Origin of the sequence: [Clostridium] cellulosi, assembly GCF_036762875.1 — a bacterium.
GTDB classification, from domain to species: Bacteria; Bacillota; Clostridia; order Oscillospirales; family Ethanoligenentaceae; genus Ruminiclostridium_D; species Ruminiclostridium_D cellulosi.
Genome location: NZ_JBAIZF010000030.1, coordinates 48,911 through 66,171 on the forward strand (window position 1 = coordinate 48,911; position 17,261 = coordinate 66,171).

General features: G+C 49.8%; 8 protein-coding genes, 1 tRNA gene and 1 riboswitch. Of the genes, 6 read left to right on the forward strand and 3 right to left on the reverse strand.

The window, feature by feature from the left end:
- Position 1: 1 nt before the first annotated feature.
- Positions 2 to 7,603 (reverse strand): GH36-type glycosyl hydrolase domain-containing protein, encoded by a 7,602-nt coding sequence (locus tag V6C21_RS10160; RefSeq protein WP_479268966.1) that lies wholly within the window; start codon positions 7,601 to 7,603, stop codon positions 2 to 4.
- Between the two features lie 112 nt (positions 7,604 to 7,715).
- Between V6C21_RS10160 and V6C21_RS10165 the strand changes: the two genes are divergently transcribed.
- Both V6C21_RS10165 and V6C21_RS10170 read left to right on the forward strand, forming a co-directional pair.
- Positions 7,716 to 8,705, forward strand: coding sequence for a lysostaphin resistance A-like protein (locus V6C21_RS10165; RefSeq protein WP_479268967.1), 990 nt, complete (start codon positions 7,716 to 7,718; stop codon positions 8,703 to 8,705).
- Positions 8,706 to 8,720: 15 nt separating this feature from the next.
- Complete coding sequence (locus V6C21_RS10170) at positions 8,721 to 9,350, forward strand: hypothetical protein (RefSeq protein WP_034842997.1); 630 nt, start codon at positions 8,721 to 8,723, stop codon at positions 9,348 to 9,350.
- Positions 9,351 to 9,583: 233 nt separating this feature from the next.
- Here the strand turns inward: V6C21_RS10170 and V6C21_RS10175 are convergent.
- Both V6C21_RS10175 and V6C21_RS10180 read right to left on the reverse strand, forming a co-directional pair.
- A tRNA-Gly gene (locus V6C21_RS10175) sits at positions 9,584 to 9,659 on the reverse strand.
- 99 nt (positions 9,660 to 9,758) lie between these two features.
- Positions 9,759 to 12,380 carry an HAD-IC family P-type ATPase gene (locus tag V6C21_RS10180; protein ID WP_034842995.1) on the reverse strand — a complete coding sequence of 874 codons (2,622 nt, stop codon included), beginning with the start codon at positions 12,378 to 12,380 and terminating at the stop codon, positions 9,759 to 9,761.
- Positions 12,381 to 12,555: 175 nt separating this feature from the next.
- Here V6C21_RS10180 and ytaF point away from each other — a divergent pair, with 175 nt between their 5' ends.
- From ytaF to V6C21_RS10200, 4 genes are all read left to right on the forward strand, one after another.
- Positions 12,556 to 13,221 (forward strand): sporulation membrane protein YtaF, encoded by a 666-nt coding sequence (ytaF, locus tag V6C21_RS10185; RefSeq protein WP_045085090.1) that lies wholly within the window; start codon positions 12,556 to 12,558, stop codon positions 13,219 to 13,221.
- 121 nt (positions 13,222 to 13,342) lie between these two features.
- Positions 13,343 to 13,497, forward strand: a riboswitch (M-box (ykoK) riboswitch).
- Positions 13,498 to 13,603: 106 nt separating this feature from the next.
- Positions 13,604 to 14,839 (forward strand): magnesium transporter, encoded by a 1,236-nt coding sequence (locus V6C21_RS10190; RefSeq protein ID WP_034842989.1) that lies wholly within the window; start codon positions 13,604 to 13,606, stop codon positions 14,837 to 14,839.
- Positions 14,840 to 14,856: 17 nt separating this feature from the next.
- Complete coding sequence (locus V6C21_RS10195) at positions 14,857 to 16,098, forward strand: Nramp family divalent metal transporter (RefSeq protein WP_034842986.1); 1,242 nt, start codon at positions 14,857 to 14,859, stop codon at positions 16,096 to 16,098.
- A 42-nt stretch (positions 16,099 to 16,140) separates the two neighbouring features.
- Complete coding sequence (locus tag V6C21_RS10200; protein WP_034842984.1) at positions 16,141 to 17,199, forward strand: aldose epimerase family protein; 1,059 nt, start codon at positions 16,141 to 16,143, stop codon at positions 17,197 to 17,199.
- Positions 17,200 to 17,261 lie beyond the last annotated feature (62 nt).

The window sequence follows — 17,261 nt, forward strand, 5'->3', positions numbered from 1 at the left end:
CTTATATTGATAACAGAGCTTTGTGGTCTTTGCCGTCTATCGGTATAAACTCGGCGGGGCTGCCGTCGACGCTAAGGCCTTTGCCGCCGCGTTCGACGGTAATATCCATCTCAGCGCCGCCGAGGCTGATTTTGGCTTCAAAGCCCGGCCAATCCTGGGGCAGAGACGGCGACAAAGTGATTTTGTCGGCGGATATTTTGATACCGAGCATATATTCAACTGCAGTGCGGTAATACCAGCCGGCGGCACCTGTGTAAAGACTCCAGCCGCCCCTGCCCTCACAGGCCGGGTTTGTATAAATGTCGGCGGCTGAATAATACGGCTCCAGCCGGTAAATCAGCGCGCTGTCGGCGTCTTTTGCCCTCTCGGCCGGGTTTATCCACGACAGTATCTTATAGGCCTCATCTGTCCTGCCCTCATATAAAAATCCAAGCGCGCCCCATACTGCGGCGTGGGTGTACTGTCCCCCGTTTTCCCTTATGCCGGGGGAATAGGAGCGGATATATCCGGGATTTCGGCCGCCCCTGTCAAACGCCGGTGTAAACAGCCTTACCAGCTTCAGCCTCTCGTCGACAAGGTGTTCTGCGACCGAATCAAGGGCAGTCTGCCGCCGTTCCTTGTCGGAAAGCCCCGCAATGGCGCTGAAGGCCTGCGGCAGGATGTCTATGCGGCATTCGGTGTTTTCAGCGCTGCCTAAGGGGCTGCCGTCGTCGTAAAAACCGCGCAGATACCATTTCCCGTCCCAACAGGACGCGTCGGTCGCTTCCCTTAACCTTTTTGCCTCGCTTTCACACCTTTCGGCGAAGGCGTCGTCCTTCATGTGCCGCGCGACTTTCGCAAAGCGCTCGAGTACGATAATTTCGAACATGGAAAGCCAGACGCTTTCGCCTTCACCGCCGATACCGACTAAGTTCATGCCGTCGTTCCAGTCGCCGCTGCCAAACAGCGGGATACCGTGCCGCCCCTGCGTCAACGCCCTGTTAATGGCGCGGACACAGTGGCCGTAGACATTTTCTTTTTCCTCGGAGCGGGGCGGGCGGAAATACCTGTCCTCCTCCGTCTTGTTCAGTTCAGGGCCGTCGAGGTAATAGATTTCGTGGTCAAAAATTGAATAGTCTCCGGTCTTGTCAAGGTATTCGCAGACAGTGTAAGGTAGCCATAAGAGGTCGTCGGAGCAGCGGGTCCTAACGCCTCTGGAGCCGCCGTCCCGCAAAGGCAACTGGTGCCACCAGTGCATTACGTCACCCTCCTTGAACTGGTGGGCGGCGCACCTGTAGATATGCGCTTTCGTAATCGCGGGGTCTGCGAAAAGTGCGGCGCAACTGTCCTGAAGCTGGTCTCGGAATCCCCACGCGCCGCCGCACTGGTAAAAGCCTGTGCGCCCATTAATGCGGGAGTTTATACACTGGGTCATAAGCCAGGTGTTGATTATGGCGTCAAGTTTTTTATCCGGTGTTTTAACCTTTATAAACGGTTTATTTGAATGGTTGTCGAGAGCCGCGATGTCCCGACTCTTGAGCAGCGTAAGGGTTGTCTTTGCCGCTTTTTCGTTGCCGGCAAACCCGAGCACGAAGTTTATTTTCTCACTGCGTTTCGGGGGCAGCCGCAATTCCTTAATAACGGCGGCGCAGGGGTCAGGAGAAGGCGTGCTGCTCTTGTCCTGCCACCTGCCGGAAAGGAACCCTGCCCTTGAGTGGACAAAGTTGTCAAACCCTTCAAGCGCCGACAGGAACGAGCACCCCGATACCTGTGACCACGGGTTGCGCATAATGACGGCGTCTCTTTCCTTCTTTATAGCGATATGCCGCCTTGTGGCCTCTGAAACCGACAGCACCGGCTCAGTATAATACGCCGCTTCAAGGGTCATTTCACGGTCCCTCCCGTTTTCCACCTCAAGTGTTACTACCTTTGCCATGAATTTGCCAGGGACAGAAACGGTTACTTTAAAGCGCAGCCCCTCCGCCTCCGATTCGTATACCGCTTTTGACGGGCTGTAGGTAACATATGCGTTGAGGCAAAGGTCATAAATCCTCTGCCCTATCTTGACCAGGATCATTTCGCCCCGGAGGTCGGCGGTGGTGTCGTTGCTCCACGGGGTCAGCTTGTTTTCCCGGGCGTTGATAGCCCAAGTGAAACCGAGCCCTCGGTCGGTTACGAGGGTTCCGAAAACCGGGTTAGCGATGATATGGCTCCAAGGCACAATCGGGTTTTCCTTGTTGTGGGTGATGATAAAGCTGTCTTCGGAGAAACCGCCCCCATAGGTCTTGATTTCAGGCTTGTCCTTTCCAGACAGCGGAGTGGTGGGACGCAGCGGCGCGGCGTGAAACGGAATATGCACGTTTCGCTTAAGCTTTGGTGAGGCAATATGGCAAGCCGAGGAAATAAGCAGCACCCTTATCTCATCGGGCTGGGTGTCGAGGTTAATTACATGAATTCCGCCCCTTGAGCCGCAGAGATACTCACAGCAGCAGGTTCTGATTTTCTGCATGATGTTGTTATATTTGCTGCGGGAATAATCTCCGCCGTCCCGGTAGGTTATGACAAGGTCAAACTGTATGCCCTTAAGTCTGAGGGCCCTGTGCATCTTTACATAGGATTCGAGCCGCTCAATGCCGGCATTGCTGTCATAATGAAAGAGTATAATCGGGTAATCGCCTGAAATGCCGAGCTGCCAAAGGCCGGACTGCCCCAACCGGTTTTTCTGGACGGCTTCACCGGCATTTAAAAGCCCCATTGCCAGATCCTCAGGCATAGATTGACCGTCAGCAGTCGGGAACAAAATCTGCGGCAGCACAAGGCCGGCGAGCCGTGTTTCCATGACGCCGGAATCTTTTCCGGCGGCATTTTTAATAAATCCGTGGAAACCGATACGTCTTGCCTCAATAAGCCGCGCAGCGGCCTCCTCAGGGTTGCTTGCCGCGGCAATTATCAGCGTGAAAAGCTTCCGCTGACGTGAGCCCAGCTCCGTTTTTAAACGGATGGCCACTGCGGCCTCGGGGATTGCCCCTGTCCGGCTGCTGAACGGTATATCCAGCGCCCGCGGGAGCGAGGAGGCGCCATAAGGCCTTGTCAGAAGCACCGGCCGGTCGCTGTCAAATTCAAAGTCAACCTCATGCTCCATAAAACCTACCGCGATACATGCCGGCACCTCAGCGCCTCTTGTCCTACGTGAAAAAATAAGCATTTTGGTATCAGAGCGGTAACCGACATGCAGGAAAAGCCTTGAGAACGCCGGATGAGCCGCCTCATCCATCCATTTTGCGAGGGACGGTTCAAAATAGAACAGCAGTTTCGCTTCTACCCGCTTCTGCGTATAGTTTTCCAGTTCCACCGCCCTAATTTCGCAAGGCATGCCCGCATGGAGCAGGGCCTGCATATCCACACCGTAGTTCTGGGTGCGTGCATGATAGATTGCCCCATGGGTGTTGAATTCAACATGGCGCCTAATCAGCTTGTCCTCATTATATTCCGGCGCTGCGGTGACGCAGAGCAGTTCCCCGTCAAATGACGCGACGGCGAAGATACCTGCCGGGCCCCGCAGCAGGTCGGCACTTCTCCGCGTCACGTCGACGCCGTGGAATATCGACATCGACGCGCCCACGTCGGTCAGCACCATCGTGTACTCGCCGTTGGATACAGCGTTCACCCGCGGGGTCACAGGACTCAGCGTTTCAAAGTCTTCCCGCACAATGCCGTACCTGCCCGGCTTTTCGGGGATATCCCTGAGCATGACGTCGTGGAATACCACCGCGTCGGCGGGTATCTTTTCGCACAGAAGGTCCTTTGCCGTCCTCATCTCGTGGTCGCGCATGAACCTTTCTTGCATTATGCCGTCCAGCAGGGTGTTGTCGGTGGCGACAAGCGACATGCCGACGTGGTGCGCCATATAGCTTTTTACTACCGCCATATGCCCGCCTGTGCGCTTATAGCTGAAGTCGGCCGCCTCATAGAACCCGCAGCGCCCGTACAGGCCCATTTCCTCTAAGCGCTTTAAGTTTTTCATACTCGCTGTCCGGCAGAACGGCAGGGCAAGGAATGTGGAATAGGGCGAGATGACGAGCTGGTCATTCATGCCGCGCTTTAAGGCGAGTTTCTGTACGCCGTGGGCCTCATACTGATAGTTCAGCGCAGCGTCAAAGGAATAAAAGCCGCTTTCTGAGATGCCCCACGGCAACCCGCTTGCCTTGACCCGCCGCTGCTGGCAGTAAATTACGAAACGCATAGTCTCCGCCGCCATCGAGTCCTCATAAACAGGGAGGAGCAGGTGTGGCATCATATACTCAAACATCGTTCCGGTCCATGAGATGGGGCCGGTATAGCCGTTCTGACGGGTAAGCGTACGCCCAAGGGCGCCCCAATGGCGTTTAGGAACAATTCTTTTGGCGATGGCATAATAACTTGTCATACGCGCCTCGCTCATAAGCAAGTCGTAATATATCTCGGTGAGCTTCCCGGCGTCCACGTCATAGCCCAGATGAAAAAGGCGCCGGTGCTTATTGTAAAGCGCGCCGAGGTCGGTGTCATCGATGAGCTTCGTTATGCGGCCCACAAGGTCATCGGTGCCGTCACATTCATTTTCGTAGTCTTTAATGCCTTCCCTTAGGGCCACAAGGCAGCAGAGCAGGTTGCCGCTGTCGACGGTTGAAACATAGACAGGTTTCATGGGCTTTAGGGTCTTTGTCTCATACCAGTTGTAAAGGTGCCCCTTCCATTTCTCCATTTTCTCGATTGTCGTGATGGTTGCCCGGATCCTTTCGAACATTGTTTCGCTGTCTATGAGCTTCAAATCGCGGGCGGCGAGGGTGGAAAGCAGATATAGCCCGATATTTGTCGGCGAAGTCCTGTGCGCAAGTATGCTTACAGGCGCCTCTTGGTAGTTGTCAGGGGGCAGGAAATTGTCCTGTTCGGTGACATAATCCTCATAGAACCGCCACATTGCCGCGGCGTAAGACCGCAGGCGCTCAGCGTCCTCGTCGGACAGCTCGTCGCGGATAGGTGGCGTCGGCCGTCCCGAAAGCCGTGCGATAAACGGCGTTATGATAAAAAAACTGCCTGCAAATTTCGCCGCAGGCTGAGGCGCTAAAAGGAGGAACAGTGCACCGACTACAAAGGAAGACCAAAACCGCCTCAGCGATGTCAGAAGTGTATTATGCCGGACTCCCTTCTGCGATTCTGACTCCGCTGCGGTGACCCATTCCAGCAGCTTCTTGCCTGTCTTGAGCCGCCACAGCGCCCTTATTATCGCGTCCAATGCTATGATTGCATGGTGAGGCAAAAAAAGATAAGCCAGCACACCTTGAGCGATGGAATTCACCGCCTGGGGCAGCACGCGGCAGTGATATTTTCTTGAGAGCATGGACGGGCCGCCGCGAATGACTGCCAGCAGAGCGCTGAAAAGCCCTGCCCCGGACAGGGAAAGGAAAGCAATGATAATCAGCAGGATTGCCGGAGCCAGCGGCACAAAGGCAGATACGATAAGGCAGATAAAAGCAAATATCGGGGTTACTGAGCGGCGGAGGTTATCGAACAGCTTGAAGCGTGACAGGGCGTTAAGCGGCGATTTCTGCCCGTTCGGAAGCTTGTTTAATATGAAGCTGATATTCTGCCAGTCGCCGCGAATCCAGCGGTGGAGCCTGTCAAACCATGGCACAGGGCGGCCCGGGAATCCGTCGGTCAGCTCAACATCGGACAAAAATCCGGCCCGCATATAGCAGCCCTCGATGATATCGTGGCTTAAAATGCGGTTCTGCGGCAAGGCGTTATCGAGTACCTTGTAAAAGGCATCGACGTCGATTATGCCTTTGCCAGCGAAGATGCCTTCCCCGAAGATATCCTGATATGTGTCGCCTGCGGCGTTGTCATAGGCGGTGACGCCGCCCGCGCCCGCCATAATGCGCGAAAAGGGCGTAATGGCTGCCGATTCCAGGTTTACGCCCATTCTCGGAGCCAATATGCCGTACCCTTTTGTCACTATGCCGTTCTCAATCTCCGGCACATTGAGCGGGTGCATAGCGGCAGAGACCATTTCCGCCGCAGAATCCATCAAAAGCTCAGTATCCTCGTCAAGCGTAATGATATACCTTGTTTTTTTAAGTTCCTCTAAGTCCCCCTCGAAAATCATAATCGAGGTTTCCCGCCCTTTTATCATGCGTATAAGCTCAGTTATGGCGCCGCGCTTTCTCTCCCAGCCGGAAAATCCCCCTTGGGTTTCATTGAACCGGCGGCCGCGGATAAAAATACAAAAGCGGTTCCCGTATTTGCGGTTTAAAGCGCGGACCTGTTTTACAGCCGCCTCGCAGATAGCCTTGTCCTCTGGCTTCTCAGGCAGGTTTGACTCTTTAAGGTCAGCGAGTATGCCGAACATGATACGGCCGCACCCGTTTGAATAATAAAACTGTTCGAGCTTCTTTGAAAACTCCTCGGCTTTCTGCGGTGAGGTAAGCAGTAACGATACGATAACGAGCGTCGGCGCTTCTTCAGGTATCTTGCCGCGCAGATCCATTCGCGGCAGGAATGTCGCTGGCACGCCTTTTAATATAAAGTAATCGAGGATGGGACGAAGCATTTCCCACAGCGGCAGGTATAAGAGCAAGGGCAGCCACCACAGCCTGAACAGAATCCCGAGCAGGATGGCGAAAACAGCAGGCAGTACCGCAAGGAGCGTCAAATAGAGCTTGCCTCTGATGTTTTTTCGCGGCCTGTCGAGTTCCATGTTGAGAATATAATAGCCGACGTGGCGTTCACGCTCGGTTTTTCCGTTCTGCGCTAGTTTCAACACCAGCTCGGCGGCCTCGTTTTCGGCAATACCCCGTTTCAGCGCCAGTTTTGCAATGCGGGAGCGGTAAAGCGCCCTTGTGCGCTCGTCCATTTTGCTGTAAACGCCGGCAGGGTCGCGGGAAAGAATCTTTTCAAGGCTGCTCTGGCGCTCAACAATCTGCGAAAAGTCGAATGTATTGAGAAAATTGAGTGTTTTTACGGCGTCTGACAGCAGCCGCATCCGTTCTTCCTCAGTAACGTCTTCGGAACATGCCTGCGCGGCGCCCGAGATAAGGGCCGCCCTCAGCATAAGCGCCATGGCGGAAAGCTCGCTGCTTTCAAAGCTGCGGATCTTCTGCGCCGATTCGATGTAGTATTCTATGATTTCGACGTCAATTGCTCCGGCCGCTGCTTCGCACAGTGCTTCCGCGTGAAGGCGCACCAAAATCTCTCCGCCTGCTGCCGGCAGGGGGGTGCATTTCCAAAGCTCTTTTATAACTTGGCGCCCTTCCCGTTCCAGAATGTAATAGTTGTCGTAAAGCCATTCGAATGCGTGGGTCACCTGCTTGTGGCCATATATCAGCTTTTTGTATGTTTCACGCACTTTATTCAGTTGACGGTGAAGCCTTTTTATTTCTCTGTAGGGACGTGCTCGCCCTGTAATCTGCAACTCTGATGTCTTTCTTGCAGCTTCTTCTACTTTATTTAAACGGTCTTTATGTTCACTATTGATATGCATAAAAAGACCTGCCTTTTTATTATTGAACAATGTAAAATCAGACTTAGTTTTTCCCAATAAAAGCTCAATAATGCGCCTAAAGGCGGCAAAAGCAGGTCTAAAAGCCATAACTAATAAACTTTTTCTTTAATTTCTAATGGTTTGCAACATAATAGATTGCAGTAGTATAATAAATATAATATCGGCAAATTCTCATCCAATAATTGACGGGAGTGCTTTTATGAAAAAACGGCTCGGAATCCTTGATCGTGATATGAATGCTGTCGGGCTTGCCCTTATTTTGCTTCTGCTGCTTCAATATATTGTAATTTTAACTACTTATTATATAATAGCGCGCTGCAGCGGATATAATATCACATTAACCGGTTTGTCCCTGAAAGATATCACAACAGCAATAACTCAGCTTCGGAATGCTGTATCGAACCAGCCGGCAGCCTATCCGGCGGCTTTGCTTTTATACGTATTGATAGGCAATATTGTGCCGGCAATATTGTGTGCGAAGCTTACCGGAATCAAGGTATCGGGGCTTATTACACATTCACAGATAAAGCCGTTAGAAATTACGATATACGGTATCATCGCCATCGGTGCAAGTATTCTGGCCTCGTTGGTAGTCAAAATAATATCCCTTATTCTGAATTTTTTTAATCTGCAAAATATGCCTGTTTCACTGAAGATACCCTATAATTCCGTCCCGGGAATCATTATGATTACACTGGCCGTCGTGGTTGCGGCGCCGATAACCGAAGAATTAATATGCCGCGGTGTGATTTTGAGAATATTCCGCCGCTATGGGGACGTATTTGCGATAGTAGGCTCAGCGCTTATCTGGGCTCTTCTGCATGGGAATCTGACACAGGGGCTGCCGGTATTTGTAATGGGGCTGATTTTTGGGATTATTGCGATAAAAGCCGGTTCGATTGCCCCAACCATTATCATACATTCTATCAACAATGCAATCGCGCTTATCCAAATGATTGCTGTGCAGACTAAAAACTTAATGTTGATGGCGTTTTCCGGCTTCTTTAATATTGCCATTTTTGCGGCCGCTGTTGTACTCGCTGCAATTTACATGCAGAGGTTGCTTCAAATCAATGGCAAACGATCTGGGAGCGGCCGCGGTTTTGCAATGTTTTTCACTTGTATTCCAATACTCATCGCAATAGGTATTTATATTGCCTTTACTGCCCTGACGATACGCCCTTTGTAATTCTCGGAGGAATTTATGAAAAGAGAAAAGTTGAACTTATTTAGAACAACAGCCTATATCGTCTCATTTGTTGTATTGCTCAGCTCGAGCTTTAATTATTTAATCTATGTTTCGCAGTTATTGAATTTTAGTCACGCTGTTCTGTTCATTTTTTTACATCTGTTATTCTTGGTATCGCTGTGTGCAGCATTAGAAAATATTATCATTGAATCTGCATTGTCGCTTTTTAATGATACTGAAAAATCAGAGGTTGAGGCACGCCTTTACGGCGGAAAGAGATTTATGCCGCTGCGGCCGATTATTTTTATTGTCATATTTATAGCATGCTATATCATTTTTGCGAGCCCGGAGGACTATAGCAGTGATTTCAGAGAACTGATATTGCTCATCCCATCTAGTGCAATTGTCATCAACGCGCGGATGCTCATCTCCGGCCGCATAAGGTATATTAACGGGCATTACATGTATTACAACGGTAAGTTCAACTTTATAATGTCATATAATACAGATGAGCAAGGAAACCTTGTTTTCATAACGGAGGACGGCACCCTTAAAGAAACCGGAGTGTCGCGGGAAAGCAGCGATTTCAAAGCGCTCACCGAAGAGTTTAAAAGGAACGGCTTAAAGAGCGGGACAAAAGTGTAAATACATGCCCAAACTGCATTGAAATACGCAAAACAATAAACAAAAATCTGGGCCCGGAATCCCGGACCCAGATTTTTTATAAACAATGCAGCAACGTATGGATTTAATTTAAACAAAACGGCGGCTGTTTTGGACAGCCGCCGTTATATTATGCGCTTTTCTATTAAAATGGACTTCAAACAAAACGCTCCCCGCATTGCGAGAAGCGTTTTACATGAGCAAGTTTAACACTCTGGAGCGGATGACGAGGTTCGAACTCGCTACCTCCACCTTGGCAAGGTGGCGCTCTGCCAAATGAGCTACATCCGCACATTTCTGAAGACGTGTTATATTATACATAAAAGAATGTTGCCTGTCAAGTGCGGATGCGCATATTTTTTGCCGGTTTTGTATTGCCTTTCATTTAAATTAATAATGCTTATTTTTCTTTTCGCGGAACACAACGGCGGAGATTAACGGGCCGAGGATTGAGTACATAAAAATCCAGAAGTATTCGCGGGGCCCGATAACACAGGTGCCGAAGATTGGGCGCAGGTACGGAATATAAATCACGACCAGCATTAGCAGAGCAGAGATAAGCACAGAAAAGATAAGAAACGGGTTATTGGAAAACTTGATATGGAAGATGTTTTTGGTTTCAGATTTACATTCAAAGACATGGATAAGCTGGACTGTAACCAGTGTTACGAAGGCGCAGGTCCTTGCCATTATAAGGCCACCGTATTTAAATACGGTGATGAAAGCCCCCAGCGTGCTAAGCCCTATTATACAGCCGCGGAATATCATCATCGAGGCCAGCCCGTTTGAAAATACGCTTTCGTTTGTGCCCCGGGGCTTTTTGGTCATCACGTCGTCATCGGGCGGGTCGAGGCCGAGGGCGATAGCCGGAAGCCCGTCGGTCACAAGATTGACCCAGAGAATCTGGATAGGTGTGAGCACTACAGGCAGCCCCATCAGCATGCCGACAAACATAGTAAGGACTTCACCTATGTTGCAAGAGAGCAGGTAACGGATAAATTTGCGTATATTGCCGTAGATTACGCGGCCCTCCTCGACCGCCGCAACCATAGAAGCAAAGTTGTCGTCCAGCAGGATCACCGCAGACGCCTCTTTTGTCACGTCCGTTCCGGTAATCCCCATGCTGACCCCTATGTCCGCTTCTTTGACAGCCGGGGCGTCGTTGACCCCGTCGCCGGTCATTGCCACTACATTGCCGTTTGCCTTATAGGCCTTGACAATGCGGAGCTTGTGGGCTGGGGATACCCTTGCAAAGACAGCGGCCCGCGGGGCGATGTGCCTAAGCTGTTCGTCACTCATCTTATCAAGTTCGGCGCCGGTCACGACGAGGGATGACTGCCACCGCAGGATACCGAGTTCTTTGGCGACGGCGGCCGCTGTCTTTTTGTGGTCGCCCGTTATCATAACGGTCTTGATCCCGGCGCGGATACATTTGCGGACGGCTGAGTAAACTTCCCTGCGCGGCGGGTCCATCATGCCCTCAAGGCCCAGAAAAACAAGGTTGTTTTCCATTGATACAGTAGCCTTTTCAGTTTCTGGCGGCAGGTCCTTGTAAGCCATCGCCAAAACCCTGAGTGCGGCGTCGGCCATCTCGTCGTTTTTCTTTATTATTTCCTTTTTCATCTTTGAAGTGAAGAGCATTTCCTTGCCGCTGTAAACCTGCGTGCATTTGTCCAATATGACGTCAGGCGCGCCTTTGACATAAAGCCTGCGCCTGCCGTTTTCTTCTACTATTACGGACATGCACTTGCGGTTGCTGTCAAAGGGCAGCTCGGATATTCTTTTGGCTTTTTTGTTTAGCGAATCCGGGTTTATCCCTGCATTGTACGCGGCGACAAGCAGTGCGCCCTCGGTCGGGTCGCCGCTGATTTTAGGCTCTTTCCCCCGCAAAAGCTGGGCGTTGTTGCAGATAACCCCGGCTTCCAGTGTCATCCGCACGTCGTCCTGCTTTAGCGGCTTAATCTTTTCGTCGCCGCAGAAAAACGAAGCCCCGTCTTTTTCAGCGTGAACGTCAACTGAATGTGTGAGCGTCACAATCTTTCTGACCGTCATGCGGTTTTCCGTCAACGTCCCGGTTTTGTCGGAACAGATGACGGTGGCGCAGCCGAGGGTTTCGACGGCTGGCAGGCGGCGGATAAGCGCGTTGCGTTTGAGCATCCTGCTGACCCCGAGCGCCAGTGAGATTGTGACGATGGCGGGCAGCCCCTCAGGGACGGCGGCGACAGCGAGCGAGATACCGGTGATTATCATATCCATTACGTTTTCGCCGCGCAGGATACCCGTTATGGTGACGACCGCGCAGATTAAAAGGCAGCCGATAGCTATGTATTTTCCAAGTTCCGAGAGGCGCTTTTGGAGCGGGGTTTCGCTGCTTTCGATCTCGGTAAGGATACCGGCGATCTTGCCCATCTCGGTATTCATGCCGGTATGTATAGTTTTGGCCTTGCCCCGCCCGTTTGTAATCATGGTGCCCATAAATACGCGGCCGGCGTCGCCTTCTGCATTTGCTCTTTTTTCAACAGGCAGCGACTCGCCTGTTAATAACGACTCGTCCGCCTGCAAATCATTCGCTTCAAAGAGCACAGCGTCAGATGGCACTCGGTCGCCGGCTTCCAGCAATATTATGTCACCGGGGACAACCTGGGCCGCCGGTATCTCTTTAGGTATGCCGTCGCGCAGCACATGGGCCGTCGGTGCGGCCATATCCTTTAGCGCGTCCAGTGTTTTCTCAGTTTTATATTCCTGCGCAAATCCCATAATGGAATTGAGAAGGATAATCAATATAATTGCTATTGCCTCCGTCACATCGCCCATTAAAAATGAAAGAATTGTCGAGGCGATGAGGATGATAATGAGTATGTCCTTAAATTGGGAGACAAAGATATTAAGGGCGCTTACCTTTTTGCCCTTGGCAAAGACATTTTCACCGTATTTTTTAAGGAGCCTTGAGGCTTCTTTTTCGCTAAGTCCCCTCGGTTTAGCTGAAACGGTCCTTCTATCGGTCAACGTCATTACTATAGTCATCCTTTCGATTGGGGATATTTTCTCTTTGGGCGGAAAACGGCGTAAGAATCAGTATATATCTATTCGCGAACAGGCTCTAATATCACAGCGCTGAACATTGCATGTTTAATTTTCATATACTGTACGGCGGAGCAATAAGGGATATGTCAACGGAGCTGGTTTAATGCTTTTTGGAATAATAATGCTTTCGGTGACGCTGAGTATAGACGCTTTGTTCGCCGGATTTTCGTATGGATTAAACGGGACGCGAATACCGCTTATGTCAAAACTCATTATATGTGCGTTTTCAGTTGTCTATTGCGCCGTGGCGTTGCTTCTCGGCAGCACCCTCGCCGGCGTTTTGCCCCCAATGGCGGCTAAAATTATCGGAGCAGCTATTCTTGCGGCGCTTGGCGTGTTTATGATTATCAAAACGCATATAAAGCGCAGTAAGAAATCAAAGGGCGATATAGCCGAAGAGAGCCCCAAAACGCTTTGCAGGATAATAATAAAATCGCTGGGGATAACTATTGAGATACTAAAAAACAACCCTGAGGCAGGCGATATTGACGCGTCAGGCGATATCGATAAAAAGGAGGCAATTCTGCTCGGTTTTGCCCTATCCGTCGATTCATTGGCCGCAGGTTTTGGCAGCGCCCTATCGGGGCTCTGTTCTTGGTACATACCATTTGCGGTAGGGTTGTGTCAGCTGGCGTTTTTAAGCACCGGGCTCGGCGCTGGCAAATACTTATCCGAAAAGCGCAGGAAGCTGCCGGATAAATATGACTCAATTACCTCTGCAGTTCCCGGTGTTTTGCTTATTATTTTGTCAATTTTCAGGTTTTTGTAATGAATAAAACCACCAAAATTATTTGATTTTAATATATTATTGAAATAGTTGTTGACACTGTGAATTTAATAAACTATGATAGTTATGGTTAAAGTGAATATTTCCCGTTTTGAGCGGGCTTTAAATCTCTCGGTAGGTGAGGTTACTTAAAGGATATGGATTGATGCCGTGAAGAGCTGGAGACAGTTCCAACTGGTTAACAGGTTTCGCCGTATTAAGGCGTAACCCATTTCAATTTCACCGCCTTTAAGTGCTAAAACTCGTACGAGCAGTATCAGTCCTCACCGTCTTGGTGCGGACTGTTTTTTTGTATACAACAAATGCGTTATCGATAATTAATTGGTTTTATTGGCACACTAATATCAAGAATGGGGGGTTAAAAATGTATCTTGTCTCAACTTTTTACCTGAGCCGTATTATCGGCAGCAGTATTTTCAGCAACAGTGAGACAGCCATCGGGAAGATTGCCGACCTTGCGGTTGAAATCGGTTCTCAACACCCGAAGGTTATCGGTGTCGCTTTGCGCGACGGCAGGATTCTTGACTCCTCAACTATTGATATAATTAAAGATAACGGCCAATATGTCTTTTTCTGCAAAGAAATCAAACTGACGGAGCTTTCCGGCGATAATGTGATATTTTTGGATCGTGATATTCAGGATAGGCAGATTGTTGATACCGACGGGCATAAGGTTGTTAGGGTCAACGATTTAAGGCTCGCCATAACCTCCGCTGGCATCTGCCTTGTAGCCGTTGACGTCGGCCTTGAGGGGCTTTTGCGCCGCCTTGGCATAGCAAAGCCGCTTAAATCCATACTAAAAAGGTTCGGCGCCTCTATTCCCAGCAAGCTGATTTTGTGGGACGATGTTGAGACGATTGATACTGACCGCCCGGGCATAAAGCTTTCAAAGCAATCGTCAAAGCTTTCAACCCTCCACCCGTCAGATTTAGCGGATATAATAGAAGAGCTTGACCGCAAGTCGCAGAACTCTGTTTTTGCGTCGTTTGATGAAGAAAAGGCGGCCGATATACTCGAAGAGATGGAACCCGAGGCGAGAGCCAATATTATCGAAAGCTTGACAGACACGAAAGCCGCCGAACTGCTTGAAAAAATGCCGTCGGATGAGGTGGCGGATATCCTTGACGCTATTCATCCAGATAAGGCCGAGCGCATACTGCGCGAGATGAACCGCGAGACCTCCGATGAGGTCAGGGAACTTATGGAATACCCCGAAGGTACAGTCGGCAGCGTCATGTCGACGGATTATCTCGCATTCAGCAGCGACTATACTGTCGGCGACGTATTTTTGCAGCTGCGGCGTTTAAAGCCGGAGGCCGATACGATAAACTATATTTATGTGGTTGACGAGAATGAACGGCTGCTGGCGACTGTATCGCTGCGTGACCTTGTCATATCGGAGCCAAACGTCAAACTGTCTCAGATAATGGATAAAGAATTTATATCTGTCTATGATGACGATGACATAGAAACGCTGAATGAGATTGTTTATAAGTATAACCTGCTTGCCGTGCCGGTTATCAATAGGGATGAATTTTTACTCGGCATTGTAGTAGTCGGCGATGTCGTCGATAATCTGCTGCACGAAAAATATAAATAACGGGAGGGCAATGCGATATGAAAGAAAAAACAAGAAGAAAGCTTCGCAGTGTTCTCTCGGTTTTAGCGATACTGGGCCCTGGCATAATTACAGTCAATGCGGGAAACGATGCGGGCGGCATTGCGACTTACTCGTCAGTGGGTGCTAATTACGGCTATAAAATGCTGTGGGGGCTGCTCATCATAACCCTTGGCCTTTCGGTAGTTCAGGAAATGAATGCGAGGATGGCTGTTGTTACGGGCAAGGGGCTTTCTGACCTTATCAGGGAAAAATTCGGCGTAAAATGGGCGTTTTTCGCTATGACAGTTCTTCTGATTGCGAATTTCGGGCTTGTAATGGGCGACTTTGCCGGCGTCGCCATGAGCCTCGGGCTGTTCCATGTCAGCAAATTCATATCCGTACCGATTGCCGCTGTGCTTATCTGGGCGCTTGTCACCAAAGGCTCTTACAGCAAGGTTGAAAAGGTTTTTCTCGCATTTACCTTTGTCTTTTTCGGTTATATCATATCAGCGTTTCAGGCAAAACCCGACTGGTCAAATGTTTTCAGAAGTATGGTCCACCCCACCTTTGAATTGAACAAGGGGTATATCTTGACGCTGATAGGCCTTATCGGAACGACAATCACGCCGTATATGCAGTTTTATTTGCAGTCAACCGTCGTCGACAAACACCTGTCGCTCAGGGATTATAAATACGAAAAGCTGGACGTCTATTTTGGCGCCATATGGGGCAACGCCATAGCATTTTTCATTATCGTCTGCACTGCGGCGACGCTTTATAAATCACATATCACCTTTACTACAGCGGACCAGGCTGCAAAAGCGCTCGCCCCCATCGCCGGGGAGTACGCCTCCGCCCTGTTCGGTATAGGGCTGCTCGGCGCGGCGCTGCTTGCCTGTGCAATTATACCGCTGTCCACCGCCTATGCCATATGTGAGGCTTTCGGATTTGAGAGCGGTGTTGACAATGATTTCAGAGAGGCACCGTTTTTCTTCGGCATTTACACCTTTATGATAGCAGCGAGCGCGGCGCTGGTACTTATTCCGGGCATTCCGCTTATAAAGCTCGCAGTTGTTACACAGCAGATTGCGGGTATACTGTCTCCTGTCATACTTATATTTATGATTATCCTCGTCAACGACAAGCGCATCATGGGCAAGTATGTAAATACTAAGGCTCAGAATATCGTTTCAATAGCAACCGTTGCGTTTATTGTTGTGCTTTCTGCTGTCCTGGTAGTTAGCCCGTTCTTTGAATGATTAAAATAAATAGGCTTAATTGATATGAAAGGGGAATAAAAAATGACTAAGATTACCTCAAAACCCTTTGGAAAGACCAAAGACGGAACACCTGTGACGTTATATACATTCAGAAACAAGTCTGGGTGCGAAGTTTCTGTTTGCAGCTACGGCGGGACAATAGTATCAATTAAAGTTCCAGACCGGGACGGAAAGATTGACGATATTGTGCTCGGCTATGACAATATTGAGAGTTATGAGTCCCGCAGCTATTTTTACGGGGCGGCAATAGGCCGCTGCGGCAACCGCATAGGGCTCGGGAAATTCACATTAAACGGCCGCGAATATCAGCTCAACTGCAATGACGGTCGGAACCACCTGCACGGCGGCATATTTGGCTTTGATTCCAAGGTTTGGGACTGCGAAGTAAAATCAAACGGGACGGACGATGTCCTTGAGCTGCGATACACAAGCCCTGACGGCGAAGAAAATTACCCCGGAACGCTGAAGGTTAAGATGACATATTCGTGGAGCGATGATAACGAGCTTACACTTCACTATGAAGCTGAAAGCGACAAAGACACCATCTGCAACCTTACAAACCATTCATATTTCAACCTTGCCGGACATAAGTCGGGAAACATTCATCCGATACTGGTAAAAATCTATGCGGCGCGCTTTACAGAGGCCGATAATGAAAGCATCCCGACGGGGAAAATACTCGATGTCGCAGGCACTCCAATGGATTTCCGTGATTTCCACGCCATCGGCGAGCGCATTGACGACGACTATTATCAGCTCAATTATGCGGGCGGATATGACCACAACTGGGTGCTGGACAAAGGCCATAAGATGGGCATAGCTGCTGAGGCATGGGACAAGAACAGCGGCCGCCATATGACATGCTCAACAACATTGCCGGACATGCAATTTTACTGCGGCAACTTCATTAAAGGCGACCAAAAAGGCAAAGACGGTTTTGTCTATGAAAAGAGGGCAGGATTCTGCTTTGAAACACAGTTTGCCCCAGACGCTATAAATAAGCCGCAGTTTGAAAGCCCTGTTCTAAAGGCAGGAGAAAAGTACGACGAAACAACGGTTTATAAATTTGATATAAAGTAAAAGTATACAGCAACAGCCCGTCTAAGTTTTAGACGGGCTGTTTTTAATACTGCAAACAAACT

Coding starts and splice junctions, on each gene's coding strand:
- V6C21_RS10160 (WP_479268966.1), bottom strand. CDS start 7,603: ATGGCTTTTAGACCTGCTTTTGCCGCCTTTAGGCGCATTATTGAGCTT.
- V6C21_RS10165 (WP_479268967.1), top strand. CDS start 7,716: ATGAAAAAACGGCTCGGAATCCTTGATCGTGATATGAATGCTGTCGGG.
- V6C21_RS10170 (WP_034842997.1), top strand. CDS start 8,721: ATGAAAAGAGAAAAGTTGAACTTATTTAGAACAACAGCCTATATCGTC.
- V6C21_RS10180 (WP_034842995.1), bottom strand. CDS start 12,380: ATGACGTTGACCGATAGAAGGACCGTTTCAGCTAAACCGAGGGGACTT.
- ytaF (WP_045085090.1), top strand. CDS start 12,556: ATGCTTTTTGGAATAATAATGCTTTCGGTGACGCTGAGTATAGACGCT.
- V6C21_RS10190 (WP_034842989.1), top strand. CDS start 13,604: ATGTATCTTGTCTCAACTTTTTACCTGAGCCGTATTATCGGCAGCAGT.
- V6C21_RS10195 (WP_034842986.1), top strand. CDS start 14,857: ATGAAAGAAAAAACAAGAAGAAAGCTTCGCAGTGTTCTCTCGGTTTTA.
- V6C21_RS10200 (WP_034842984.1), top strand. CDS start 16,141: ATGACTAAGATTACCTCAAAACCCTTTGGAAAGACCAAAGACGGAACA.